Genomic DNA, 26,032 nt, shown 5'->3' on the forward strand with positions numbered 1-26,032 from the left:
CAACGGCGCTGAACTTTTCCTGCAAAACCTCGACAGCCAGGCGACTGCTGCGCAGTCGAACGGGGATAAATCCCCTCACCACAAGAACTTCGCCGGTTTCAGCAACCGTTCCAACAACAAAAAAAGAGGTCATCACAATGGGTATCTACGACTATAAAAACCTCGGCACCACCGAGTCCAAGGCGCTGGTCAGCGATGCAATGGCAATCATGCTGTATTCCTACCACAACCTGGACCACGGCTTTGCCGCCGGCTACCAGCAGAACGGCTTCGGCGCGGGACTGCCCGCCACGCTGGTGACGGCGCTGCTGGGCGGCACCGATTCGCAAGGGGTGATCCCCGGCGTGCCGTGGAATCCCGACTCGGAGCAACTGGCCCTGGAGGCAGTGCAAAAGGCCGGCTGGACCCCGATCAGCGCATCGCAACTGGGCTACACCGGCAAAGTGGATGGCCGTGGAACGTTTTTTGGTGAGAAGGCTGGCTACACCACCGCGCAGGTGGAAATTCTCGGCAAGTACGACGCCGATGGGCAACTGACGGAAATCGGGGTGTCGTTTCGTGGCACCAGCGGCCCACGGGAAACCCTGATCAGCGACTCCATTGGCGACGTAATCAGCGATCTGATGGCGGCTTTCGGGCCCCAGGACTACGCGAAAAACTACGTCGGCCAAGCTTTTGGCAACTTGCTCGGGGACGTCGCGGCGTTCGCCCAGGCCCACGGCCTGACGGGCCAGGACGTGTTGGTCAGTGGCCACAGCCTCGGTGGGCTAGCGGTCAACAGCCTGGCGGACTTGAGTGCCAGCCAATGGTCGGGTTTCTACAGCAGCGCCAATTACATCGCCTACGCCTCGCCAACCCAAAGCAGCACCGACAAGGTATTGAACATTGGCTATGAAAACGATCCGGTGTTCCGGGCGCTGGACGGCTCGACGTTCACCCCGGCGTCGGTGGGCGTGCATGACGCTCTGCAGGAGTCAGCCACTAACAACATCGTCAGCTTCAACGACCATTACGCCTCGGCGGCCTGGAACGTGTTGCCGTTTTCTATCCTCAACATCCCCACCTGGATATCCCACCTGCCCACCGGTTACGGCGATGGCATGGGCCGGATTCTGGATTCGGCGTTCTACGACCTCACTGAGAAAGACTCCACCCTCATCGTCGCCAACCTGTCGGATCCCGCACGCAGCAGCACGTGGGTCCAGGACCTCAATCGCAACGCGGAAACCCACACCGGCAGCACGTTCATCATTGGCAGTGACCGTGATGACCTGATCCAGGGTGGGCAGGGCAATGACTATCTGGAGGGTCGCGCCGGCAACGACACCTTTCGCGACGAGGGTGGGTATAACGTGATATTGGGCGGGCAGGGCAACAACACCCTGCAACTGCAGCACTCGGTGAACGATGCAAGCTTCGTCCAGGACGGCGCCGGGACCCTGTACGTGCGCGATGCCCAGGGTGCAATCAGCATGACCCGCGACATCGACACGCTGGTCAGCAAAGAGCCCGGTTTGTTCTGGGGCGTGCTCAAGGACGAGGTCAGCCACAGTGTCACGGACAATGGCCTGGTGGCGGGCGGCAAGCTGACGGCGTATGCATCGTCGACCACAGGCACCTCGGCTGACGATACCTTGACCGCGCGATCATCGGGGGACTGGCTGTTCGGGCATGACGGCGACGATGTGCTACTGGGCGGCACGGGTAACGACACCTTTGTCGGCGGGTCGGGCAATGACCGGCTGCAATCGGGCGGCGGCACTGACACGTTCTTTTTCAATGGCGCGTTCGGCCACGACCTGATCAGCGGTTATGATGCCGGCGACACACTGGTGTTTCTTGGCGTGCAGGGCGCCGGGGAAGGTTATGACTACCGCCAACACCTGTCTCAGGTTGGCAATGACACGCTGCTTGAGGTCGGTGACAGTTCCGTGACCCTGGTGGGGGTCAATCCGGGCCAGCTAGGAGGCGAATTTGTCTTCGCCTGATCCACGTTGATTTGAGTACGTTGTGCTGAGGGGATGCGTGTGTCCCTTCGGCACAAGGGGAGTAAAGCAGTGAGCAGTAAACAAGCCTCAATCATCGGCCTGATGTGGGGACTGGCTTCGGCCGGCGCCCTGGCCGAGTTGCCGGACCAATCGATTCTGACCCGCTACGGCGTCACCTCGGAACAATTGCCCGCCGCCCAGGCAGGCGACCCTGTCGAGGCGGCGGCGCCCCGGCCGCGCTTCGAAGTGCAGGCAGAAAAACCCTGGGTCTCGGTGAGCCTTGGGGAAGTGAAGAAACCGGCCATCACCGGAAACATCAGCATCGATCACGCCATTGAACAGCAATACAACCGCTGCCTGCGATTGAGGGATCAGATGATGCGGCGAAAAGGTGGGCCGATCAGTTGCGAAGAAGGCAGTCCGACACCCGCAATGGGCACCGGATTCAGCCGATGACATGGGATCAGGCCCTCTCCAGGGGGAGAGGGCTGCAATAAACTCAGTCTTCCTTGCGAACTGTCGCCACTTCATCGGCGCGAACCCGGACTTTCTTGCCGGAAATGTCCTCGAACTCGTAGAAGCCGTCGGCGGTACGGGTGTTGGGGGCATCCTTGGTCAAATACTGGGTGCCGTTCTGCAAGGTCACCACCGTGGGCGACGAGCAGCCGGCCAGAGCCAGGAACGCAGCGGCGACCAGGGGCAGACCCAGAATCCTGATGTTCATATCCGTAACCTCTCAATCAAAAAGACGCAGTTCAGTTGATTAGACCGCGCCATCACTGTAGTTAACCGCCATTGGTCTCGCTTGCCGTAGGAAAGTTCATCATTGACCGTAGGATTTCCCTGCTAAATGCAGGTGACCACTCATCTTTTGCAGTTGCCTGGGCCCGTCGCAGCTGATATCTGTACGCATAACCAGTATTCCAGCATGCGTGGCAATTCTTTCCGTGACGAATAACCCTCTCGACGATCCTTTCTACTACCTGAACAACTTTCAGCAGGTGCTCGCCTGGCTGACGCAGCGCTATGCCGACGTGCTCAGTGCGGAGGAGCAACGCTTCATCGAGCATTTCCCCACTTTGCCCCGCGCCTCCCAGGGCTTACTGGTACGCATGGTGATGCGCAAGGGGCTGCATTTTCGCCATAGCAAGCTGCATTACCCAGAGATCGGTGATATTGGCAGCGCCATCGAACCGCTGCTGGCTCAGGGTTGGGTCGAGGATCAGGCGCCTCTTGGTCTTGTCGAGTTGTTCGAGGTGCTGCTCAAACAGGAAATCATCCTGTGCCTGGGTCACCTGATCGAACACCCCAAGGCGACGAAGGGCCAGTGGCTGGAGTCCTTGCAGGGTCATTTCGATCAACCACAGCCTTTTCGCAGCTGGTGCCCGCAACTCGAAGACCGTCTCTTCAGCCTGACGATCATGAACCTCTGCGACCGGCTGCGGTTGCTGTTTTTCGGCAATCTCTATCAGGACTGGTCAGAGTTCGTGCTGGCGGACCTGGGCATCTTCACCTATGAAACCGTCGAGTTCAGCACCCAATCCCGTGGTCTGCGCAGCCGCCAGGATGTCGATGCCTGCCTGTTTCTGCACGAATGTCAGCAGCGTTTCGAAGCCGACGAGCCTCTTGAAGAGATCGTTGCCCACGTCCATGCCATGAGCCTGGACAATCCGTGGCTGGAGCGGCGCCGGGGCAAGCTGCTGTTCCAGATCGGCCAGCACGGCGAGCGCACCGGCGATTTCAGCCTGGCCTTGCGCATTTATCACGATTGCAGCTACCCCGGCGCACGTTTGCGGATGATCCGGGTGCTGGAGCGCATCGGCGAGTACACCCAAGCCCTTGAATGGGGTGAGGCGGCCGCTAAGGCGCCGCAAAGCGCCGCCGAAACCCAGGCACTGCTCAGGATCCTGCCCCGGCTACGCCGCAAGCTGGGCGGGCCACCGGTGCCGCGAATCATGGCGCGCAAGGTGCAGCGGCTGGACCTGCACCTGCCTCGTGTCGATCCGGCCTTGTCGGTGGAGTACCACGTCCAGGCCCATCTGCACGATGAAACCGCGCCGGTGCACTACGTGGAGAACAGTCTGATCAATTCGCTGTTTGGCCTGCTCTGCTGGCCGGTGATTTTTGCCCCGTTGCCGGGGGCGTTTTTCCACCCGTTCCAGCGCGGGCCGGTGGACCTGCTCAACGAAGACTTCCACGACCGACGCGCCGAGCTGTTCGCGGCCTGTTTCACGGAGCTCGACGACGGACGTTACCGGGACACCATTGTTCGTCGTTACACAGAGAAATGGGGCGTGCAGTCGCCTTTCGTGTTTTGGGGCGCGCTGTCCGAAGAGCTGCTCAATCAAGCCCTCGATTGCCTGCCTGCCGAACACCTCAAGCACTGGTTCAGCCGCCTGCTGCTGGATATCAAGGCTAACCGCGCCGGCATGCCGGATCTGATCCAGTTCTGGCCGCAACACAAGACCTACCGCATGATCGAAGTCAAAGGCCCCGGCGACCGTCTGCAAGACAATCAATTGCGCTGGCTGGAGTTCTGTCACGAACACCAGATGCCCGTCGCCGTCTGCTATGTGCAGTGGGCGGAGCAGGGCGCATGACCCAGGAACCGGGCTACAGCATCGCCGTTCGGGCATTGTGCGAGTTCACCGCCAAGACCGGCGACCTGGACCTGCGCTTTACGCCGTCGCCCACGGCCATGGAAGGGATCGTCGGCCATCGCACCGTGGCCTCGCGGCGTAGTGAGGGTTACCAGGCCGAAGTGAGCCTGGAGGGCCGCTACCAGACGCTGAAGATCAAAGGCCGGGCGGATGGCTATGATCCGGCCTGCAACTGCATCGAAGAAGTGAAGACCTACCGGGGCGACCTGGACAAGCAACCGGCCAATCATCGCCAGTTGCATTGGGCCCAGGCGAAAATCTACGGCTGGCTGATGTGCCAGAAGCTGCAACTGCCGCGGATCGACGTGGCGCTGGTCTACTTCGACATCGTCAGCGAAAAGGAAACCTGCCTCACCCAAAGCTTCGAAGCGACGCAGCTTGAGGGTTTCTTTGAACAACAGTGCGCGCTGTTCCTCGCCTGGGCCGAACAGGAAATGACTCACCGCCAGGCGCGCAACCTCGGCGCTCAAACACTGGCATTTCCTCACGCCGGCTTCAGGACCGGGCAACGCCACCTGGCCGAGTCAGTGTTCAAGGCCGTCAGCACCGGCCGCTGCCTGATGGCCCAGGCGCCCACCGGCATTGGCAAAACCGTTGGCACCTTGTTTCCGATGCTCAAGGCACTGGCACCACAGCGACTGGACAAGGTGTTCTTCCTCACGGCCAAGACACCAGGGCGCAAACTGGCGTTGGATGCGGCCCGGGTGATCACCCAAAGCGCACCGTCAATGCCGTTGCGGGTGCTGGAGATGATCGCCCGGGACAAAGCCTGCGAGCATCCGGACAAGGCTTGCCATGGCGAAGCCTGCCCATTGGCCCGAGGGTTCTATGATCGGCTTCCGCACGCCCGTGCGGCGGCGAGCCAGGTCACGCTGCTCGATCAGGCGGCGTTGCGCGATATTGCTCTGGCCCATGATATCTGCCCGTACTACCTGAGCCAGGAAATGGCCCGCTGGGCAGACGTGGTGGTTGCTGACTACAACTATTACTTTGACTTCAGTGCCTTGCTGTTCGGCCTGGCTCAGGCCAATGGCTGGACCGTCGCGACCCTGGTGGATGAAGCCCACAATCTGGTGGAGCGGGGGCGGCAGATGTACAGCGCGACCCTCGATCAATCCAGCCTGGCAGCGGTGCGCAAAACCGCGCCCGAGGCGTTGAAGAAAGCCTTGCAACGGGTCAACCGCCAGTGGAACGCGCTGCATGAGCCACAGATTGCGGTCTATCAAGCGTATGAAAAACCACCGGACAAACTGCTCCAGGCTCTGTCGCTGTGTACCACGGCTATCAGCGATTATCTCAATGACCATCCCCAGGGCCTGGATAGCGGCTTACAGGCGTTTTACTTCGATGCCTTGCAGTTTTCCCGGGTAGCGGAATCCTTTGATGAGCACTTTCTGTTCGACATACACAAGCGTGAATACGGCCGCCAGCGAAACGCATCTACCCTGTGCCTGCGCAATGTGGTGCCGGCCGGTTTCCTGCGACCAAGGCTAACGGCAGCCCGCAGCAGCGTGCTGTTTTCCGCCACCCTGAGCCCCCGCAATTACTACACCGACCTGTTGGGGACCCCGGCGGACACCGTATGGATCGATGTGGAATCGCCATTCCAGGCCCAACAACTCGATGTCCAGATCGTCAGCCGAATTTCCACCCGGTTTGCCCATCGCCAGGCGTCGCTGGAACCTATCGTCGCGTTGATGGCTCGCCAGTTCAGCGAGCGGCCGGGCAATTATCTGGCGTTCTTCAGCAGTTTTGATTACTTGCAACAAGTGGCCGGACTGTTTGCCGAGCGCCACCCGCAGATTGCCACCTGGTCACAATCACGCGGCATGGGCGAAGCGCCCCGACAAGCCTTCCTCGAGCGATTCATGGAGCACAGCCAGGGCATCGGGTTTGCGGTGTTGGGCGGTGCGTTCGGGGAGGGTATTGATTTACCGGGCTCCCGCCTGATCGGTGCGTTCATCGCAACCCTGGGGCTGGCGCAGTTCAACCCGGTCAATGAACAGATGAAGCAGCGCATGGCGGCTATTTTCGGCGATGGCTACGACTACACCTACTTGTATCCCGGTCTGCAAAAAGTGGTGCAGGCTGCAGGCCGTGTCATTCGTACGCAGCAGGATCGTGGGGTGGTGATGTTGATCGATGATCGATTCGGTGAGGCGAGGGTGCAGCACTTGTTGCCGCGCTGGTGGTCAGTTAGTCAAGAGCAGCACAACTGCTGTGGGAGTGAGCTCGCCTCTACAGAGGATCTGTGGTGAATCTCATATCGCGACCAAGCTGCTGATTCCCACGGATTTAATCACTATTTCCGATGCCGCACTTGCTCCATACTTCGCAAAAAATCCTTCTGGATGCCTTGGCCAAAAAAATGCTCGAAGACGCCCCCAAGACCGCACTCATCAACCAGGAACAGCGTTTTCGCCTGCTCATCGATGCCGTGGTCGACTACGCCATCTACATGACCGATCCCTCGGGCATCATCACCAGTTGGAACTCCGGTGCCAGGCGTTTCAAAGGCTATGAAGAGTCCGAGATCCTGGGCGAGCATTTTTCCCGCTTCTACACCGACCAGGATCGCGCAGACGGTCTTCCGCAACGGGCGCTGGAGACGGCCCTGCGCGAGGGCCGTTTCGAAGGCGAGGGCTGGCGGGTGCGCAAGGACGGAACGCTGTTCTGGTCCCATGTCGTCATTGACCCGATCATCGATAGTCAGAGCGGCGACTTGCTTGGCTTTGCCAAGATCACCCGCGACCTGACCGATCGCAAGATGGCCGAGGAAACCCTCAAGCAAAGCGAACAGCAGTTCCGCCTGCTGGTGCAAAGCGTCACCGATTACGCCATCTACATGCTCGACCCAGACGGCCAGGTGACCAACTGGAACCTGGGCGCGCAACGGATCAAAGGCTATCTTCCGACGGAAGCCATCGGCCGGCATTTTTCCATGTTCTATACCCCTGAGGACCGCGAGGCCGGTGAGCCACAGCGTGCCTTGAGTATCGCCGCCAGTGAAGGGCGCTTCGAAAAGAGGGGCTGGCGGATACGCAAGGATGGCACGCGGTTCATGGCTCATGTGGTCATTGACGCGATCCGCAGCGACACAGGGACGCTACTGGGTTTTGCCAAAATCACCCGCGATATCACCGATGCCACCCGAGCGCAGCAAGCCTTGGAGCAGGCTCGCGAAGCGCTGTTCCAGTCGCAGAAGCTGCAAGCCATCGGCCAGCTCACCGGTGGCATCGCCCATGACTTCAATAACCTGCTGACGGTGATCCTCGGTAACCTGGAAATTGTGCGCAAACGCATGCCCAGCGATCCGAAACTCGCCCAATTGCTGGATAACGCCACCCAGGGCGCGCTGCGCGGTGTTTCGCTGACGCAACGGATGCTGGCGTTCGCCCGCCGGCAAAAGCTGTCCTCCGAATCGGTGGAACTGTCGGCGCTGGTGCAGGGCATCAGTGGTTTGTTGCAAAGCTCCATCGGCCCATCGATACACATTCAGACTGACTTTGCCCAAGCGCTTTCGCCGGTGCTGGCCGATGTCAACCAACTGGAACTGGCCATCCTGAACCTGGCGACTAACGCTCGGGATGCCATGCCGCATGGGGGGCGGATACTGATCACCGCCCAGGAGCGCTCAGGCACCGAGGCAGGAAAGGACACGCCGATGGCGCCAAGGCGATACATTTGCCTGTCCATCACCGACGAGGGCGAGGGTATGGACGAGGCAACGCTGGCTTCGGCCGTGGACCCGTTTTTTACCACCAAGGGGGTAGGCAAGGGCACTGGCCTGGGTCTGTCCATGGTGCATGGCCTGGCCGAGCAATTGGGTGGTCGCCTGATGCTCAAGAGCCGCAAAGGCGAAGGCACTACCGCTGAGCTGTGGTTGCCCGTAGCTGACAATTCGGCGCCAGACGAGGCCCCGCCCCAGGCCACGACGCCACAGCCGGTGAACGAGCTCCGGGTGTTGGTCGTGGACGATGACAGCCTGGTGCTGACCAGCACCCGGCTGCTGATCGAAGACTTGGGCCACCGCGTGCTTTGCGCCTCATCAGCGGCTCAGGCGCTGCAGATGTATGAGCTCAATCCGGACATCGATCTGGTAATCACCGACATGGCCATGCCGCAGATGGACGGGGCACAGTTGGCGAAACTGTTACGTGATCGTCATCCAACCCTACCCATCATCCTGGCCACCGGCTACGCCGAACGCCTGGAAGGGTTCGCCACGCAATTGCCGCGGCTGACCAAGCCGTTCAAGCAGATCGACCTGGTGCAGGTCATTGCGCAGGCGATGAAATAGACCCAAACGCCTGGAGCTGCCACAGGTTCATTGAGTATTTTTCTTGAACCCTCGCAAGTTCATCGCACACAGGCAGAACTGGAGCACGATCAGCGCATAGGCGTCTGAATGCAGCCCCCAGACGACCCACAGGATATTGCTCGCGATAAAACAACTGAACCCGGCTACCCGCCGTCGGGGCTGACGTGAGCCGATCAGCCAGGCGGCCAACACCGTCACCACCATCGCCGGCCATTGCACCCATCCAAGATAATCCACAGTTCCCTCCTCAAGCTTTTTGATGATTTAGAGACCGTGACGACCAGTGAGTGTTTCGTTGCGCTCAGGTCACACCTCTGGTCTGTTGGTGGGAACTTGCCTGTCCCGCATTTCTTCTAACAAGTCCCAAACCCATACCCGAGGCGCAGCCTGCGCAATGCCCAGAATACTCACCAGTCAGACGCCGGATGAAGAACTGACGGAACACAATGCCAAGCTGTTCGGCTCGCCCAAGGAACGCCTGGATTTTTATCGCCGGGAGATCCAGTACGAAACCAGCATCCTGGCCAATCGAACCGACGCGTACCTGGCCGCCCAGTCCTTCCTGGTGATTGCCTTTGCCTCATGCATGGCCAACCTGAATCCGGAGTGGGGCAAGTTGTTCACCTTGATCGTGCCGCCGTTCCTGGCTCTGCTGGGTTTTTTGAGCTCGCTCAACGCCTGGCCGGGGATTCGCGCGGCTTACGAGATCATCGACCATTGGCATTTCAAGCAAAGCGAGTTGCTGCGCGCAGAGCCGTTGATGGGCCTGGCCTATGACGAGTTCCCGCTGTTCAGCGAGCAGGAATCGACCCACAAGGGTTATCGTAAGTCGTTGCTGTTTTCGGTGCGTACGCCATGGATCTTTGCCACGTTCTGGGTGTTGCTGGGGGTGTACGCGGTTTATATCCAGGTGAGTGATCCTGGGGGCTGAGGGCTCAGCTCGTTTTTTTGTGGCGCTCATACCAGGCCAGTATCGGTTGAGTACTCAAGCCATGGAGCAAAATACTCAGGGCCACCACTGAGAGAGTGATATTGATGCACAGCCGGACCATCTCTGGCTGTAAATCATGGTTCACGGCATAGAACAGATAAAACAGACTGCCGATGCCGCGTATGCCGAACCAGCCAATCAGCAGCCGTTGTGGTCTGTCCAGCAGCCGCCCCCAAGGCATCATCAACAAGCTCAACGGGCGAATCACGGCAAACAGCAAGCCGCCGATAACCAGCGCCCGCCAGTCCCAATGAGTGGCAAGCACCACCCCCAGCAGCGTCACTAGAAACACTTCCATGGAGCGCTCCACTAGACTACCGAAGGCGAGCATATCGCTCATCATGACCCCTGCGGCCACCTGACCGTCCTCCAGAGACTCGGCGTCACCCCGGACCGCGTCCCGGGGGGTGACAACTTCGTGCCCCGCGACCGGTTGCACCAGATGCTCCGCCGGAAGTGAGTGTTCATCAGTCGATTGCACCTCCGCCTGGCGCAGGCCCAGGCCGGCGGCAAACACCGAAAGAAAGCCATAGCCCTGGAGGGCTTCGGCCACGACATAGGCCAGGGCAATCAGCGCCAGGGCCAGGTAGTCGTTGGGCGAGAGGGTGCTGTCGGCGTTCTTGATGCGCATCGACAAGGTCAACCAGCCGATACCGCGGCCCATCCAGTAACCGGTGAGCAAACCGACCGGCACCGCCCACAACACATCCTGCAGCATCCAGTCACCGAGAAAGCCAAGGTCGTCCTCGCGCAGCAACAACAGGCCCAGAATCACAAAGGGGAAGGCTGTGCCGTCGTTCAAACCGGCTTCCCCCGACAGGCCAAACCGCACCTGGTCATCATCCCGGGCATCGTTGACCTGCACCAGCGCCGCGAGCACCGGATCGGTGGGCGCCAGGATCGCGCCGATCAACAGCGACACACCCCAACCTAGACCAAACAGGTAATGCAGGGTCAGGGTCAGCCCCGCGATGGTCAGGATCATCACTGGGCCGGCCAGCGTGTAGGCCACCCGCCAGCTTCGGTGCTTGAGGGGCAAGCGTAACTTGAGGCCACTGACAAACAACGAAAACACCACCGCGACTTCCGTGAGGTGCTCCATCCAGGCCGAGGAATCGGCAATGTCCAGCCTCAATAGCTCCAGGCCCGCCGGCCCGATGGCAACGCCCAAACCCAGGCAGATCGCCGAGGTGGTCACCGGCATCCAGCGCAGGTAGGAGGAGGTCAGGGCCAAGGTCAGCAACACGGCGCCGAGCACCGCAACCCATACCGTGAAAATCATTGCTGCTCCTTGGATAGCCTCGAGGGATAGCTTTGAGAGATAGCTTCTAGAGATAGATAGCCCTAGAGATAGCCCCGAGGTGAAACGGACACCGTGAAGCCAGTATCCGGCTCCTGTCATTCATTCGAGGGCCGCAGCCAAGCGAGGGTTCCCGTCGAAGCGAAACGGTTCCGTTTATCCGGCAGCCTTTCAACTCAAGGGAATTTTTCGTCGATTCCGGTGCTCTGCAAAATTAGAGACGTGCTGATTCAGCGTCCTGCCGAGAACCCAAGAGGCCCTTATGACTGCGCTGACACCCCTCCAATCCCGGCCTGCCACCGAGCATTCATTCACCGATGCCGGGAACGTGCGCCAATGCTATGAACGGCTGCTCCATGGCCCCGACGATGCTGACAAGCAAGCCGTCGCCCACGCCTTCCTTCAGCAATGCGTGGCGCAGGCTGCGGCACTACCCGTGGAAATGCCCGACAACCCCACGGCCCTGCAAGCCTGGGTCGAGCAACACAGCGCCGGTGTCGCCCGCCAGTACGCCGATTATCTGGAGCGGCGCAAAAACGCTGGCCCCCGAGAGTTTTTCACCTGCAAGGCCCACGCCTTGTATTTCCTGCAAGCCGTGGCGCCCACCAAACTGGTGGACGGTGCGTGGTTGTATGGCGTGCTCAAGCATTGGCAGGACCACCGTTTCGAAGGGCTGCTATGCACCTATCTGGAGGAGTTGGGAGACGGCAACCCGTCGCAAAACCATGTGGTGATCTATCGCAAGTTGCTCGCCGAACACGACCTGTCGGACGCGCCGGACATCGACGACGAGCGCTACCTGCAAGGTGCCGTGCAATTGGCCTTGGGTTATATGCCAGCGATCAATACCTGCCTGAAGTAGTCGGCTACAACCTGGGTTACGAACAATTGCCGCTGCACCTGTTGATCAGTGCTTATGAGCTGACTGAACTGGACATCGACCCTTACTACTTCACCCTCCACGTCACGATTGACAACGCGAGCACCGGTCATGCCCACAAGGCCATCCAGTCGCTGCTGCAACTGATGCCGATGGAGGCGGACCGCGAAGACTTCTGGCGCAGGGTCACCCTGGGTTATCGCCTCAATGACCTGGGCCAAGGCAGCCGGACGATCATCGAGTCGTTCGACCTGTATCGCGAAGTGCTGGAAATGCTCGAACGCAAACGTCCGTTCGGCCAGCACATGCATTCCGATTACTGCAGGTTCGACGGCAAGACCGTCAATCAATGGCTCGCAGCGCCTGGACAGCTGGAGGGCTTCCTGACGGCGCTGCAAAACAAAGGCTGGATCAAACGTCATGAGGATCCGCAGAACAGTCGCTTCTGGACGCTGATAGAAGGGGCGGGTGCGGCCATGTTCGGCGTGTTCAGCCCCTATGAAAAACAGTTGCTGCACGACTGGATCGCCGGTGACTGGATGAAGGCGGGGGCGAGGAAAAGTCCACGACGCAGCCATGGCGCGGCCTGCGAGCCGCACATGCCGATCGAGGATCCCGATGTGCAGAGCCTGCAACAGACCCTGGCAAGGCCAGGCGCCCGACGCACAGATGCAGACCCTCGTGCCTTGGCTCTCAGCCCGCTGCCACAGCCATCCAGCGGGACTGCTGGCGACCCGTCGATTCATCGAACTCAAATCCGCACTGCGTTAGGAGCCCTGCATGAATCAGGAAGAACGCCTGTCCGAACCCGACCTGGCGCTGTTGCAATTGGGCCGACGCCTACAAGCCGACGGCTATCGCTTCATTACCCCGACGCCTTTGACCCACGAGCGCGTCAACCAACGTCCAGGCAATGAACGCTCCAGGACGCTAAGGGATGTGTTCGGCTGGTCGCGCCCGTTTGTCCCTGGCCTGATCAGCGCCGATGAACAGCGTCAATTGCAGGAAGCCGAGGTGCTGGAAGCGCGCGACGGCCTGTTGCACAGCCGCGTGCGTTGGTCGAGCCTGGATGGCCTGTTGTTCGCCCATTCGCAATTTCCCACCCAAGCCAACGACGCGGTGTTTTTCGGCCCCGACAGCTACCGTTTCGCCCAACTGATCCATACTTATCTGCAACAGAACTTCACGGCGATACATCGGGCCGTGGACATTGGCTGTGGCGCCGGTGTCGGGGCGCTGGTCATTGCCCGCGCCCGACGCGAGGCACAGGTGCTGGCCGTGGACATCAATCCGGTGGCCCTGCGCCTGAGCGCGGTCAACGCGGCGCTGGCCGAGGTGTCCAACGTCGAGATCGCCCGCAGCGACGTCCTCCAGGATGTGGAGGGCGACTTCGACCTGATTGTCGCCAATCCGCCGTACATGGCCGACCCCAGCGAACGGGCCTACCGTCATGGCGGTGGCGCACTGGGCGCCGGGCTGTCGCTGCGCATTGTCGAACAGGCCCTGCCACGGCTTACGCCCGGCGGCTCGCTGGTGCTCTACACCGGCGTGGCGATGGTCGATGGTCGTGATCCGTTTCTCGAGGCGCTTGAGCCTTGGCGCGACTCGCCGGATTTCGGCTGGACTTACAAGGAATTGGACCCGGACGTGTTTGGTGAGGAACTGCTCACCCCGGGTTACCAGGACGTAGAAAGGATCGCCGTGGTGGCGTTGGTTGTAACCCGCATCGGCGCGGGTATCGGAGGGACTATCGATGAGCAGGCGACTGAAGTTCGGCATTGAAGAGGAGTATTTCATCACCGATCTGCAAACCCGTTGCATGCCGGATCAGCCCTCGACAGAGGTTGTTGCGGCGTGTCAGGCGCTACTGGGCAAGCATTTCGCCCATGAAATGTTCCAGTGTCAGATCGAGATGGCGTCGCCTATTTTTCGCAACCTGCCCGAGGCGACCGATTACCTGTCCCAGGTCCGCACAGGCCTGACCCAGTGTCTGGCCGCCCATGGCCTGGGTCTGCTCAGCGCCGGATCGCATCCCATGGCGACCCAGGGTTTGCAGCCCACCGACGAACTGCACTTTCAGCAACTGTTTGACGATTACCAACGGGTGGCCCGACGTAGCGTGGTCTCGGGCCTGCATGTGCATGTAGAGGTGCCGGCCCATAAAGACCGTGTCCGGGTCATGAACGAGGTGCTGCCCTGGCTGCCGATGTTCCTGGCCCTGAGTGCTTCGTCGCCATTCTGGAATGGCGCCTACAGCGGGTTCAGCAGCTACCGTCAGGTCGCTTGCGATGAATGGCCGCGCATGGGCGTACCGGAGTTCTTCGAGGACGAATCGGCGTTTGCCGGCTACGTCGACATGCTCATGCGCACCGGATCCATTCGCCAGCCCAGCGATTGCTGGTGGGTGATGCGGCCTTCGTCGCGTTATCCCACGCTGGAGTTGAGGATTTGCGATGCCTGCCCGCGCGTTGAAGATGTCCTGTGCCTGGCCTCGCTGTTTCGCCTGATGGTAGCCCATGCCATTGCACAACCGCGGCCCGGCGCGCACTTCAGCCTGACCTCCCACTGGATCCTCAAGGAAAATCGCTGGCGGGCCAAGCGTCATGGAATCCTGGCCGAATTCATCCTGGAGGGGCAGGAGCGGCCGTTGATGATCGGGGAGTGGATCACACTGGCGGAGCAGACTTTTGGCGAAACGGCCGCCGCCCTGGGCGTTGAGGATGTGTTCAAGCAAGCACGGCGTATCGTGCAGGAAGGCACCAGCGCTGATCGGCAAATCGTGCTCTACGAACAAGGTTTGCTGCTGGGCGACTCCACCGAGCACGCGTTGAGCAGGGTGGTCGATCAATTGTTGTCAGAAACTGCCGGGATGCCCGTGGCCGCCCCCTCGCTATTGCAAGTGGCAGGTGGTCCATGAGCAGCAAGACCCTGGAGGATTACAACCGGATGCGTGACTTCGCCGCCACCCCGGAACCGGCGGCCAAGCGTTCACGCAAATCGGCGAAAACCGCCCATGCCTTGCAGTTCTGCATTCAAAAGCACGACGCCTCGCGGCTGCATTATGACTTTCGGCTGGAACTGGACGGTGCGCTCAAGAGCTGGGCGGTACCCAAGGGGCCGTCCCTGGACCCCAAGGCCAAGCGCCTGGCAGTGCATGTTGAAGACCATCCGCTGGATTACGCGACCTTCGAAGGCAACATTCCCGAAGGCCATTATGGCGCTGGCGACGTCATTGTCTGGGACCGCGGTGTGTGGATTCCCCAGGGCGATGCCCACCAGGCCTACGAAAAGGGCCGGCTCAAGTTCGAGCTGCAAGGGGAAAAGCTCAGCGGCCTGTGGAACCTGGTGCGCACCCACATGCCCGGCAAGCAGGAACAGTGGTTCCTGATCAAGCACCAGGACGCAGCGGCACGCCCCGAAAGCGAGTACGACGTAGTCCAGGCCGAGCCGGACAGCGTGCTCAGCGATCGCACCATTATGCCCAAGCGCCGTGGCAAGGCAGCCGCCGAGGTCAAGGCAGTCAAACCACCTGAAAAGACCACCAGGGCGAAGTCGCCGAAAAAAACCTCGAAAACCACCCTCAGCGGCGCGATCGCCGGGCCCGTTCCCGAGACGCTCAAACCGGAACTGGCCACGCTGGTGGAAAGCGCGCCTGACGGCGAATGGCTCTATGAAATCAAGTTCGACGGTTACCGCGTCATGGCCCGTATTGAAAACGGCGACGTCAGGTTGATCACTCGTAACGGCCATGACTGGACCCACAAGCTGCCCAAGCAGGCCGAGGCGCTGGCCGGATTGGGGCTGGAATCAGCCTGGCTCGACGGTGAAATGGTGGTGGCCAATGAGCAAGGCGTTCCGGACTTCCAGGCCCTGCAGAACGCTTTCGACGCCGGCAGCAGCAACAAGATTGCCTACTACCTGTTCGATCTGCCTTACCTCAATGGCATGGACCTGCGCAAAGTGCCGGTGGAACAACGCCGGGCGGCGTTGGCAGCGGTGCTTGAGCGCAACGAAGACCCGTTGCTGCGTTTTTCCGATGCCTTCGAAGAACCCCCTGAAGCCTTGCTCAACAGCGCCTGCCAAATGCAGATGGAAGGATTGATCGGCAAACGGATGGGCAGTGCCTACGTTTCCCGGCGCAGCAACGACTGGATCAAGCTCAAGTGCAAGAATCGCCAGGAGTTCGTCGTCGTCGGTTTCAGCGACCCCAAGGGCGCCCGCAACGGCTTCGGTGCCTTGTTGCTAGGGCTGCACGATGCCGACAGCGGCCAACTGCGCTATGCCGGCAAGGTCGGCACAGGGTTCAACGAACAAACCCTCAAAAGCATTCACCAACAGTTGTTGCCCCTGGAAAGAAAGAAGACTGCGGTGGTCAACCCACCCACCGGATACGACGCCAAAGGTGTGCACTGGCTTGAGCCGACGTTGCTCGCGGAAGTGGCGTTTGCCGAGATGACCAAGGAAGGCTCGGTGCGTCATGCCGTGTTTCATGGTTTGCGCAACGATAAACCGGCCAAAGCAATCACCCAGGAGCGAGCCAAACCGGTGAAAAAGACCGCTGAAAAGACCAAAGCCTCAGCCAAAGACGCACCTGAAACGGGGCCAACCCAATCCCCGGCGAAAGCCAAAGCCAACAAGACTCAGGCGTCGGCCATGGACGGCAAGGTGCGCATTACCCACCCGGAGCGGGTCATCGACCCCAGCAGCGGCACGACCAAGCTGCAACTGGCCGAGTACTACGCCAGCGTCGCCGAATTCATCCTGCCAGAACTGGCCGATCGCCCCGTGGCGCTGGTCAGGGCGCCGGATGGCATTGCCGGTGAGTTGTTTTTCCAGAAAAACGCCGAGCGCCTGGCGATCCCTGGCATCACCAGCCTGGACAAATCCCTGACCGGACAGCCGGTGATGATCATCAACAATCCCGAAGCGTTGATCGGCGCGGTGCAGATGAGCACGGTGGAGCTACATACCTGGAATGCCACTTCGGTGAACCTGGACAAGCCTGATCGCTTTGTTCTCGATCTTGACCCGGATCCAGCGTTGCCCTGGAAAAGCATGGTGGAGGCGACGCAACTGACCTTGTCGGTGCTCGATGAGTTGGGGCTCAAGGCGTTTCTCAAGACCAGCGGTGGCAAGGGGATCCACATTGTCGTGCCATTGACCCGCAAGTTGGGCTGGGACGAGGTCAAGGGCTTCAGTCATGCGATTGTCAGCCACATGGCCAAGCTGTTGCCGGATCGTTTCTCGGCGGTCTCGGGGCCGAAGAACCGGGTAGGGCGGATCTTCATCGACTATCTGCGTAACGGTCTTGGCGCCACCACCATCTGCGCCTATGCCGCCCGTACCCGTGAAGGGTTGCCGGTGTCGGTGCCGATCTTTCGCGAGGAAGTGGCCGAGCTCAAAGGCGCGAATCTGTGGAACGTGCACAACGTCCATGAGCGTTTGGCGCAAGTGGGTCACGAGCCTTGGGCGGGTTTGAAGAAGACCCGCCAAAGCATCACCGCCGACATGCGCCGGCGCATTGGTATGAAAAAGACCGATAAGTAGCCTTGCTCGGTGCCTCCCGGACGCATCAGCCCACTGGAACGCGCAGGTATTCCGGCTGCAACACGTTGAACCACAGCAGGATCATTTCCACCAGGATGGTCACCAGCACCAGCAGTCCTACGCCCCACACACTGGCCGAGTACAACAGCCCTTGGTCCTTGTTGAGCGTCATGAACTTGGGCAATCCGACAAACAGTAAAAAGGTCGAGTAGACCGACGCCAATGCCAGCGCAATTACCGCCAGCCAGCGGTTGGGGTAGAGCCCGAAAATCCCGGCCAGGAAGTAAGGCGTGGCGGTGTAGGCGGCAAAACCAATGCACTGGTTGACCGTCGGACGGGCATCGAAGGTGCGCGACATCCAGCGGATGAACAGCCCCATGAGCATCACGCCGGCTACGATGGTCAGGTACAGCAGCACACTCAACTGAAGGGCGCTGGCAGTGCTGAGCCGTACCGTTTCGTTTTCAGCCAGGCTCCAGCCGGTCCAGGTGGTCCCAATGAACAGGCACACCACGGGAATCAGGGCGAGTAACAACAAGTGAGCCAGATAATGACGCGGGTGAGCCTGTTCCTGTTCGCGGATGTCTTTCCAGGCAAACTCGGGATGGGTGAACAGTTTGACGAAAGGGGCGGACATGACGACCTCCTGATCAGTACAGCCTCTGGTGAGGCCCATACGGATTTGAGGTACCGGATCGGCCGGGGGTTCATTTATTTGGAGTACGCGTGGACGGCATGATCAGAGGGAATGAATCAATACGGCCGGGGTCAATCCATCAGCATCCCTGAAGGACTGTATGCCATGACCGTTGCTTGCTCCCTGGTTGATTACTTGCGTGAACACGAGCTGCGCCTGACGACGGCCGAATCCTGCACAGCCGGCAAGATCGTCACCCTGCTGGCCGAAGTGCCGGGCAGCGGCGCGCTGATTGAAAGCGGTTACGTGGTGTATTCCCCGGAGGCGAAGCAACGATTGCTGGGGGTCAACCCGTGCACCATCGACACCTTCAATCTCACCAGCCGTGAAGTGGCCGAAGAAATGGCCCTTGGCGCCCTACGCGACGCCAAGGCCAACGTCGCCGTGGCCACCACCGGCATTCTCGGGCCGGATGATATGGACGGTATTCCAGCCGGTACCGTCTGTTTTGCCTGGGCGTTCGATATGGGCGGCGAGCGGGCGCTGTTCAGTCGCCAGGAAAGGTTTTTCGGGACGCGCAACCAGGTTCAACTGTGGGCCGCCGAACATGCGCTTGTGCAGCTGCGGCACTTTCATCAACGCGCGCTGGCGGGTGAACGCAGATAGGGGACTAACATCATGAGCCATCACACTGAGCCAGAGGAATTGCGCAGCCGCGAGTTCCCGGTCCGCGAAGACATGGCCTACCAGCTCAAGGTCTGGCGTTTCGAGCGGGTGGGCTGGTACGTGTTGGTATTGCTGGTGATCCTGACGCTGCTTGGATTGTTCTCTCGCGGCCCGTTGAGCACCCGAGAGGTACACAGCGGTGATGGCCGACTTGGCGTCGAGTACGAAATGTTCCACCGCAACGGCTCTACCAATCCCATGGTGATTCATCTGAAGGGGCAGCCCAACGCTGTGCTGGAGGTGGAACTGGTCGGCCAGTGGCTGGAGGGTTTCGAAGTGCAAACCCTCCAGCCCCAGCCCGTGCGCTCGGCGAGTGCAGAGCGGGGCCTGAAGCTTTGGGTCCAGGCGGATGCCAAGGGAGAGGCCAGCCTGTATCTGTCACTGCTGGGCGATGGGCTGGGGCGCTATCACAGTCGTATCGCCACGCCCGGTGGTGCCACGGTCAGTTTCAATCAGTTTATTTTTCCCTAGGTGACGTATGGACTCTGTGCTGCGGGCTGCCGCGATCTACGTGGCGTTGCTGGTACTGTTCAAGATTGCTGGGCGTCGCTCCCTGGCAGAAATCACCACGTTTGATTTTGTCCTGCTGATGATCATCGGCGAGGCCACCCAACAGGCGCTGCTGGGGGATGATTTCTCGTTGACCAATTCGTTGATGGTGATCGTGACGCTGATTGCCATCGATGTGGGCTTGTCGTTGCTCAAGCAACGCTCCCAATGGGTCTCGCAACTGATTGACGGCGGACCGACCATTATTGTGGAGGATGGGCGAATACTGAAGGCGCGCATGCGCCATGCCCGACTCATAGAAGAAGACATCATGGAAGCGGCACGGTCGAGCCAGGGAATCGAGACGCTGGAGCAGATCAAGTTCGCCATTATCGAGCGTAACGGCAAGATTTCGGTGATCGCCAAGGAACAGTGAGCCGGCCGTCCGAACACACTTCACATTCGTTGTGGCGAGGGGTACATCCCCTCGCCACAACAGATTCGCGTCGCGGCCTGGTTCAAAGGATCGGTTTGCCGCCCGTTATCCCGTATCGGGAACCGGAAATATAGCTGGCCTCGTCCGAAGCCAGCAGTACATAGATCGGCGCCACTTCCACCGGCTGGCCAGGGCGGCCAAGGGGCGTCTGGGAGCCGAAGTTCTGCACTTCTTCCTCAGGCATTGTCGCGACAATCAGCGGTGTCCAGATCGGCCCTGGCGCCACGCTGTTCACCCGGATGCCCTTGGGCCCGAGCATCTGCGCCAGACCGCCGGTAAAGTTGGCGATGGCGCCCTTGGTGGTGGCATAGGCCAGCAGAGTCGGCTTGGGCATGTCAGAGTTGACTGAACTGGTGTTGATGATCGAACCACCCGCTTTCATGTGCGGGACGGCGGCCTGGCAGATCCTGAACATCGAGGTGATGTTGATATCAAACGTGCGCACCCATTCTTCGTCGGGGATGTCTTCCAGGCTTTCGTGGGTCATCTGGAATGCGGCGTTGTTGACCAGAATGTCGATATGCCCGAAGCGGGCGACAGTTTCGTCAACGATCTTGCGGCATTGGGCCTTGTCCGCAAGGTCACCGGGCAGCAATAGGCATTGGCGACCGGCCTGTTCCACCCAACGGGCAGTCTCCCTGGCGTCTTCATGCTCGTCCAGATAGGAAATGGCAACGTCCGCACCCTCACGGGCGAAGGCAATCGCCACGGCACGACCGATGCCGCTGTCGGCGCCCGTGATCAACGCGATCTTGCTTTCCAGGCGCCCGGAACCGGTGTAACTCTGTTCGCCGCAGTCTGGATACGGGTCCATCTTGTATTGAGTGCCGGGCACGGGTTGGCTTTGTTTTGGAAAGGGTGGGGTAGGGTAGTCAGCCATGACATTCTCCATGCTGGATGTGTAGTCGATGGAGGGTGGACTGTGGGCCTTCAGGCAGAGTTCGGTCGGATTCTGCGCCCGGTCGATGAGCGTGATGCGAGGCGTTTTGTCAATCGAGAATCAGCATCGGCTAATGTTGGACGAATGCAGATAGGGAGTAGGGCATATGTTCAGTCACATACAGATCGGCGCGCGGGATCTACCAGCAATGGTCGCTTTTTATGATGCCGTGCTGGGTTGCCTGGGGTTGGTGCGCCTGCCCAGCGAAAACGACTCGGGCCCGCCGGGAGAAGGCTGGCATCAACCCGGCAAGCGTTGGCCTCAGGTGTTCGTGCAACTGCCGTTCAATGGTTTGCCCGCGACCTGGGGCAATGGCATGCAAGTGAGTTTTGCCGCCGATTCACCGCAAACCGTGCATGCCGCCTGGGCGAAGGCCATCGCCCTGGGCGGCACCGACGAAGGCCCGCCAGGCCCGCGCCCCCAGTACTCGGAAGGGTATTTCGGGGCGTATTGTCGGGATCCGGAGGGGAACAAGTTGTGCTTTGTTTATGCGCCGGATATGGATGAGTAGCTGAGCACCCAGTTTCTGGAGTGGACCTATTTGTGGCGAGGGGATTTATCCCCCGCTGGGCTGCGCAGCAGCCCTAAAACGGATCACTCGGTGTGTCAGGCTAGTCTCATAGGCTTTTCATTGGGGCTGCTGCGCAGCCCAGCGGGGGATAAATCCCCTCGCCACAGATGAGTTCAAGTCACCTGGAGAGATCAGCCCCTAGCCTTCAGGCTACGCTCCATCCGCGCAATCCCTTCCTCGAGCAGCGCCCGTGGGCAGCCGAAGTTCAAGCGCACGAACTGCCCGGCATCGTCGCCAAAATCCAGTCCGGCGCTCAGGCCTACCCTGGCTTCTTTCAGGAAGAAGCCCTGCGGGTCGTCCAACCCCAGGCCCGAGCAATCCAGCCAGGCCAGGTAAGTGCCCTGGGGCACGGTCATGGTGATGCCTGGCAGGCGGGTCTTCACGGCGTCGACCAGGTAGTCGCGGTTGGCTTGCAGGTAGGTCTTCAATTCTTCCAGCCACGGGCCAGCTTCGCTGTACGCCGCGCGGGTCGCTTCAAGGCCCAAGGCGTTGACGCTATCCACCATGCCGGCCCGCGCGCTGTTGACCCGCTCGCGCACCTTGGCGTTTTGAATGATGGCGAATGAAGTTTTCAGCCCGGCAATGTTGTAGGCCTTGCTGGCCGACATCAGGGTGATGGTGCGCTCGGCAATCTCCGGGCTGAGGGTGGCGGTGGGGATGTGCACACGACCGTCAAAGCACAGCTCGGCATGAATTTCGTCAGAGATGATCCAGGCATTCTGTTCCAGGCAGATATCTGCCACAGCCTTGAGTTCTTCCCGGGCAAACACCTTGCCCAACGGGTTGTGAGGGTTACTCAGCAACAGCGCACCGCCACCCTGCAACGCGTCACGCAGCGCGGCCAGGGGCGTGTGGAATTCGCCGCTGAGCGGGTTGAACGGCAGTTCAACTTTGTTCAGTTGCCAGTGAGCGGGGGCATTACGCAGCGGCGGGTAATTGGGCACCTGTACCACAACATTCTGCCCAGGCTCCACCAAGGCGTGCAGCGCCATGTTGAACCCTGGTTCGACACCTGGCAAAAATACGATTTGCAGGGGTTCGACGCGCCAGGCGTACTTGTTCCAGAGGTCCGCAACGATGGCGGCGCGCAGTGAGTCCTGGGCCACGCTGTAGCCGAGCATCGGGTGTTCGAGGCGTTTGTATAGCGCGTTGATGACCACCGGCGGAGCAGGGAAGTCCATATCAGCCACCCACATGGGCAACACATCGGCGGGGTAGCGACTCCACTTGGTGCTACCGGTACCGTGGCGCTCCAATACCGTGTCGAAATCGAAAGTCATGGTGGTTCCATCAGGTCTGGGATTGAGATGGCAAACATCATAAAGCAAAGATCATTGAAAAAAGGTAGATGGCGTAGTGCCACTAATCAATGGTAATCAGCTACAGTTCCATTCCGACACGCCGATAAGGCCTGTGACCAGCATTGGTAACGGACCCTCCAAGCCCCCGAAAAGGACAGCCCCCATGACATCGCCCGTGCGCTTTAACGATCACTACCGTAAAGCTGATCGCATCATGCTGGGGCTGCTCTGGCTCACTTTTGCCTACTCTCTGTGCCTGGCCTTCCTGCACTCCACCTTCAGCCAGGCGCTGTTGGTGGGGGCGACGACCTGCCTGCTGACCACCGTGCTTTATCGCGGCCTGGCCGGCACCCGCGCCATGCGTTGTGTCATCGCCGTGGCGTTAATGGTCATGGCGGCTTTGCACATCAACCAGACCCGTGGCGTGATCGAGTTTCACTTCGGGATTTTCGTACTGCTGGCGGTGCTGACGTTCTACCGCGACTGGCTGCCAATCGTCGTGGCCGCCGCAACCATCGCCATTCACCACGTCAGTTTTCACTGGCTTCAGCATCAGGGCTATCCGGTGTTCGTCATGGCGAGCCACGGCGGCTGGAGCATGATCTTCCTCCATGCATTTTATGTCGTGGTGGAAAGCCTGATCCTGATTTACCTGGCAAACCAAACCCTCGCAGACGCCACCGACAACCAGGAGGTGCTCGACAAAGTGCTGGCCGCCGCCACGCAGTTGAGCAGCGGTGCCGATACCCATCGAGTCCAGGGTGCCAAAATCTCCTCGGGCGAACGTTTTGACCATTTCCTCCAGCAGGTGACCAATCTGGTAGACGGCGTGGTACGCGATACCCGCAACCTTTCGGACCTGGGCCGGGACTTGTCCCAAGTCGGCCAGACGCTGGAAGACGGCGCCAGGCATCAACTGGATGAAGTGGCACAGATGAGCGGCGCGATCGGCCATCTGGTCCAGGCCATGGACAACATTGCAGGGCATGTCGACCAGACCCTGCAACGCTCCGGCCAGGCCAGCGAACAGGTCAACCGAGGGCGCAGCACCGTTGACCAGACCCGCGAGGAAATTGTCGAACTGGCAGGGCGCCTCAACCTGACCAACGAAACCGTGCAAGGCCTGGCCGAGCAGGCGCAACAGATCGGCCAGGTGCTGGACGTGATCAACAGCATCGCCGAACAAACCAACCTGCTGGCTCTCAACGCCGCCATTGAGGCCGCCCGGGCCGGAGAACAGGGGCGCGGGTTTGCGGTGGTGGCGGACGAAGTACGAACGCTGTCGCAAAAGACCTCGGCATCGACCACAGAAATCCAACAAATCATCGCCAAGCTGCAACAGGGCAGCCGCCAGGCCGCCACTGCCATGCAAGACAGCCGCGACGGGGTGGAACGTTGCGTATCCGCCAGCCAACTCGCCTCGCAACTGCTACATGCGGTGGTGGAGGACATCGCGGTGATCAACCACTTCAACGACCTGATTGCCAGCACCACCCAGGAACAGTCCGAGGCCTCGATGGGCATCAATGAGCGCTTGCAAAGTGTCCAGGCCGTGGCAGAGCGCAACGCCGATAACATCGGAATTCTGACTCGCAGCAGCCAGTGCCTGCCGCCGTTGGCGGAACGGTTGCAGGTGTTGGGGCAGGCGTTTCATGGCAAAGGTGGGACAGCCTGAGCGGCGGGATCTGCCGTAACGACAGCGCTTACATACCGGTAGAAAACGCCGGAGGATGTTCGAGCGCCAGCCGTATCTCGCGAAACGCAACTTCATACTGGCAGAGCATGCGCAACACCCAATCAGCCCGGCCCCGAATGCGATTGTCGTCTTCGTGGACCGGCTCCTGGCCGTTAAGCAATGACTCCACATGCCGAATGATCAGCTGTTCAGGCAAGTACGTGATCCGACAATTCTTGTAGCTCGACGCACGTAACTCTGCGATGGGATAGGCGCCGCCAAGTCCAGCCGAGACGCCCACCAACAGCGCGGGCTTGTGCCCGAGTTCATTGATCCCCGCATAGAGGAAGAAGTTCTTCAGCGCGGGGCAGGCCATGCCATTCCACTCCGGGCTGATCACGATCAGTGCCGTCGCTTTGGCAAGAATCGACTGTTGGGTACGCCACACCTCATCGTGGTCTTTTTCCGGCCAAAGCGGCAGTCGGCAGGCGGCCAGGTCAATCAAGTCGCTGGCGTCACACAGGTTGAGATCCGTCAGTCGCTGGCGCAGATAGCGCGCTACTTTGAGTGACTGACTGTCCCCTCGGTTGGAGCCCGCCAGCACAACGATGTGGCGACTCATTGCGTCACCTCCGGTCGTGCGCTGGTCTTGGGCGCGGTACGGCGTGAGCGCACGAGGGGCCAGAACAATTCCTCTTGCCAACTGATCGGTGACAGATGCTCGATTCCGTAGGCCGGCGGGCGTCGACGTGTGATCTTTGCCGTGCCGAACAGCACATCCCATAGAAACAACAGGTTGCCGAAGTTGCCTTTGTAATGAGTGACTCCGTCGTCGGCCGTCAAGCCATGGTGGGCAGAGTGCGTGGACGGGGTGGAAATTATCCGTTCCAGAAGCCAGACCAGAGGCCGCAATACGCGAATGCCGTAAAGCTTGTCATCCCACGCAACGCTGCTGTGTGCGGCGAAAATCACAGTCATCTTGATGATCAGGTACACGTAGTAGACCGGTGCAAGGCCCAGGTAGATCAACATGCCGGACAGCCAGATACCGGGCATGAGCATGTAGTAGAAGCTGTTGTTGCGGTAAACGATCCGTACACTCATGTAGGGCGCGGAATGATGGGCGCGATGCAACGCGTAGAGGACGGGCACCCGGTGAGTCAGGCGATGCCACCAGTATTGAGTCATGTCGTCCAGCAGCAGGAACAACACAAACCCGACGGCCCACGGGATCGCCACCAGCGCATCTTTCAATTGTGGCGCAACCAGGCTGAGCAACTTGCCGCTCAGCCACATGACGGCGGGGAAGGTGATTGCCACCAGGATCCCGGACCCGATGACTTCAATCAGCACGTCACGCCTGCCGCCCGATGACTGGCGCAAGGCCGAGCAAGCAAGTTCCAGCAAAATGAAGGCGAGGAATATCCCGGCCACGACTGCAGAAGGATTGGCGAGCATTGTTGTATTCATGGCACTCTCGATTAAGGCCCCAGCGGGCAATGCCCTTTCA

General features: G+C 60.1%; 22 protein-coding genes and 1 pseudogene. 15 read left to right on the top strand and 8 right to left on the bottom strand.

Going from position 1 to position 26,032, the window contains the following annotated elements; translation table 11 throughout:
• Positions 1–137: 137 nt before the first annotated feature.
• Positions 138–1,988, top strand: a complete 1,851-nt coding sequence (locus PSH57_RS14430; RefSeq protein WP_305383582.1) for a polyurethane esterase — start codon at positions 138–140, stop codon at positions 1,986–1,988.
• A 69-nt stretch (positions 1,989–2,057) separates the two neighbouring features.
• The gene (locus PSH57_RS14435) at positions 2,058–2,444 is read left to right on the top strand and encodes a hypothetical protein (protein WP_305415843.1); all 387 of its coding nucleotides are present in this window, start codon (positions 2,058–2,060) and stop codon (positions 2,442–2,444) included.
• Between the two features lie 43 nt (positions 2,445–2,487).
• Here the strand turns inward: PSH57_RS14435 and PSH57_RS14440 are convergent, their stop codons facing one another.
• Positions 2,488–2,712, bottom strand: coding sequence for a YgdI/YgdR family lipoprotein (locus PSH57_RS14440; protein WP_047226447.1), 225 nt, complete (start codon positions 2,710–2,712; stop codon positions 2,488–2,490).
• A 223-nt stretch (positions 2,713–2,935) separates the two neighbouring features.
• Between PSH57_RS14440 and PSH57_RS14445 the strand changes: the two genes are divergently transcribed.
• The 3 genes from PSH57_RS14445 (at position 2,936) to PSH57_RS14455 (ending at position 8,948) form a co-directional block, all read left to right on the top strand.
• The gene (locus PSH57_RS14445; protein ID WP_305383584.1) at positions 2,936–4,588 is read left to right on the top strand and encodes a VRR-NUC domain-containing protein; all 1,653 of its coding nucleotides are present in this window, start codon (positions 2,936–2,938) and stop codon (positions 4,586–4,588) included.
• The gene (locus PSH57_RS14450) at positions 4,585–6,906 is read left to right on the top strand and encodes an ATP-dependent DNA helicase (RefSeq protein ID WP_305383585.1); all 2,322 of its coding nucleotides are present in this window, start codon (positions 4,585–4,587) and stop codon (positions 6,904–6,906) included. Before PSH57_RS14445 ends, PSH57_RS14450 begins: the two co-directional genes overlap by 4 nt.
• Before the next feature lie 110 nt (positions 6,907–7,016).
• The gene (locus PSH57_RS14455; RefSeq protein ID WP_305415847.1) at positions 7,017–8,948 is read left to right on the top strand and encodes a hybrid sensor histidine kinase/response regulator; all 1,932 of its coding nucleotides are present in this window, start codon (positions 7,017–7,019) and stop codon (positions 8,946–8,948) included.
• 27 nt (positions 8,949–8,975) lie between these two features.
• On the opposite strand, the gene PSH57_RS14460 is transcribed toward PSH57_RS14455, so the two are convergent.
• A complete protein-coding gene (locus PSH57_RS14460; RefSeq protein WP_305383586.1) occupies positions 8,976–9,206 on the bottom strand; it encodes a hypothetical protein in 231 nt (76 codons plus the stop codon).
• A 157-nt stretch (positions 9,207–9,363) separates the two neighbouring features.
• Here PSH57_RS14460 and PSH57_RS14465 point away from each other — a divergent pair, with 157 nt between their 5' ends.
• Positions 9,364–9,900: a hypothetical protein gene (locus PSH57_RS14465; protein ID WP_305383588.1), complete on the top strand. Its 537-nt coding sequence runs from the start codon at positions 9,364–9,366 to the stop codon at positions 9,898–9,900.
• 4 nt (positions 9,901–9,904) lie between these two features.
• Here PSH57_RS14465 and PSH57_RS14470 read toward each other — a convergent pair whose 3' ends face one another.
• The gene (locus PSH57_RS14470; RefSeq protein ID WP_305383589.1) at positions 9,905–11,242 is read right to left on the bottom strand and encodes a cation:proton antiporter; all 1,338 of its coding nucleotides are present in this window, start codon (positions 11,240–11,242) and stop codon (positions 9,905–9,907) included.
• Between the two features lie 280 nt (positions 11,243–11,522).
• Here PSH57_RS14470 and PSH57_RS14475 point away from each other — a divergent pair.
• The 4 genes and pseudogenes from PSH57_RS14475 (at position 11,523) to ligD (ending at position 17,687) form a co-directional block, all read left to right on the top strand.
• A pseudogene (locus PSH57_RS14475) lies at positions 11,523–12,911 on the top strand (iron-containing redox enzyme family protein).
• A gap of 9 nt (positions 12,912–12,920) precedes the next feature.
• Positions 12,921–13,922, top strand: a complete 1,002-nt coding sequence (locus PSH57_RS14480) for a class I SAM-dependent methyltransferase (protein ID WP_305383592.1) — start codon at positions 12,921–12,923, stop codon at positions 13,920–13,922.
• Positions 13,894–15,057, top strand: a complete 1,164-nt coding sequence (locus PSH57_RS14485; RefSeq protein ID WP_305383594.1) for a carboxylate-amine ligase — start codon at positions 13,894–13,896, stop codon at positions 15,055–15,057. Before PSH57_RS14480 ends, PSH57_RS14485 begins: the two co-directional genes overlap by 29 nt.
• On the top strand, positions 15,054–17,687 hold the full coding sequence (gene ligD, locus PSH57_RS14490; RefSeq protein ID WP_305383596.1) for a DNA ligase D: 2,634 nt from the start codon (positions 15,054–15,056) through the stop codon (positions 17,685–17,687). The genes PSH57_RS14485 and ligD overlap by 4 nt, the downstream gene beginning before the upstream one ends.
• Positions 17,688–17,712: 25 nt before the next feature.
• Here the strand turns inward: ligD and PSH57_RS14495 are convergent, their stop codons facing one another.
• Positions 17,713–18,324, bottom strand: a complete 612-nt coding sequence (locus PSH57_RS14495; protein ID WP_305383597.1) for a Yip1 family protein — start codon at positions 18,322–18,324, stop codon at positions 17,713–17,715.
• 165 nt (positions 18,325–18,489) lie between these two features.
• Here PSH57_RS14495 and PSH57_RS14500 point away from each other — a divergent pair, with 165 nt between their 5' ends.
• From PSH57_RS14500 to PSH57_RS14510, 3 genes are read left to right on the top strand one after another with little or no spacing between them, the layout of a single operon-like run.
• A complete protein-coding gene (locus tag PSH57_RS14500) occupies positions 18,490–18,990 on the top strand; it encodes a CinA family protein (RefSeq protein WP_305383598.1) in 501 nt (166 codons plus the stop codon).
• Positions 18,991–19,002: 12 nt separating this feature from the next.
• Positions 19,003–19,521 carry a hypothetical protein gene (locus PSH57_RS14505; protein ID WP_305444666.1) on the top strand — a complete coding sequence of 173 codons (519 nt, stop codon included), beginning with the start codon at positions 19,003–19,005 and terminating at the stop codon, positions 19,519–19,521.
• A gap of 7 nt (positions 19,522–19,528) precedes the next feature.
• A complete protein-coding gene (locus PSH57_RS14510; protein ID WP_305383600.1) occupies positions 19,529–19,975 on the top strand; it encodes a DUF421 domain-containing protein in 447 nt (148 codons plus the stop codon).
• Positions 19,976–20,057: 82 nt separating this feature from the next.
• Here PSH57_RS14510 and PSH57_RS14515 read toward each other — a convergent pair whose 3' ends face one another.
• A complete protein-coding gene (locus tag PSH57_RS14515) occupies positions 20,058–20,915 on the bottom strand; it encodes an SDR family oxidoreductase (protein WP_305383601.1) in 858 nt (285 codons plus the stop codon).
• Between the two features lie 166 nt (positions 20,916–21,081).
• On the opposite strand from PSH57_RS14515, the gene PSH57_RS14520 reads away from it, so the two are divergent.
• On the top strand, positions 21,082–21,486 hold the full coding sequence (locus tag PSH57_RS14520) for a VOC family protein (protein WP_305383602.1): 405 nt from the start codon (positions 21,082–21,084) through the stop codon (positions 21,484–21,486).
• Positions 21,487–21,677: 191 nt separating this feature from the next.
• Here the strand turns inward: PSH57_RS14520 and PSH57_RS14525 are convergent, their stop codons facing one another.
• Positions 21,678–22,826, bottom strand: coding sequence for a MalY/PatB family protein (locus PSH57_RS14525; RefSeq protein WP_305383604.1), 1,149 nt, complete (start codon positions 22,824–22,826; stop codon positions 21,678–21,680).
• Positions 22,827–23,010: 184 nt separating this feature from the next.
• Between PSH57_RS14525 and PSH57_RS14530 the strand changes: the two genes are divergently transcribed.
• Complete coding sequence (locus tag PSH57_RS14530) at positions 23,011–24,522, top strand: methyl-accepting chemotaxis protein (protein WP_305415849.1); 1,512 nt, start codon at positions 23,011–23,013, stop codon at positions 24,520–24,522.
• 28 nt (positions 24,523–24,550) lie between these two features.
• Here the strand turns inward: PSH57_RS14530 and PSH57_RS14535 are convergent, their stop codons facing one another.
• Positions 24,551–25,144 (bottom strand): NADPH-dependent FMN reductase, encoded by a 594-nt coding sequence (locus tag PSH57_RS14535; protein WP_305383606.1) that lies wholly within the window; start codon positions 25,142–25,144, stop codon positions 24,551–24,553.
• Positions 25,141–25,992 (bottom strand): sterol desaturase family protein, encoded by an 852-nt coding sequence (locus PSH57_RS14540; protein WP_305383609.1) that lies wholly within the window; start codon positions 25,990–25,992, stop codon positions 25,141–25,143. The genes PSH57_RS14535 and PSH57_RS14540 overlap by 4 nt, the downstream gene beginning before the upstream one ends.
• Positions 25,993–26,032: the final 40 nt, after the last annotated feature.

Origin of the sequence: Pseudomonas hefeiensis, from assembly GCF_030687835.1 — a bacterium.
In the GTDB taxonomy this organism is placed as follows: Bacteria; Pseudomonadota; Gammaproteobacteria; order Pseudomonadales; family Pseudomonadaceae; genus Aquipseudomonas; species Aquipseudomonas hefeiensis.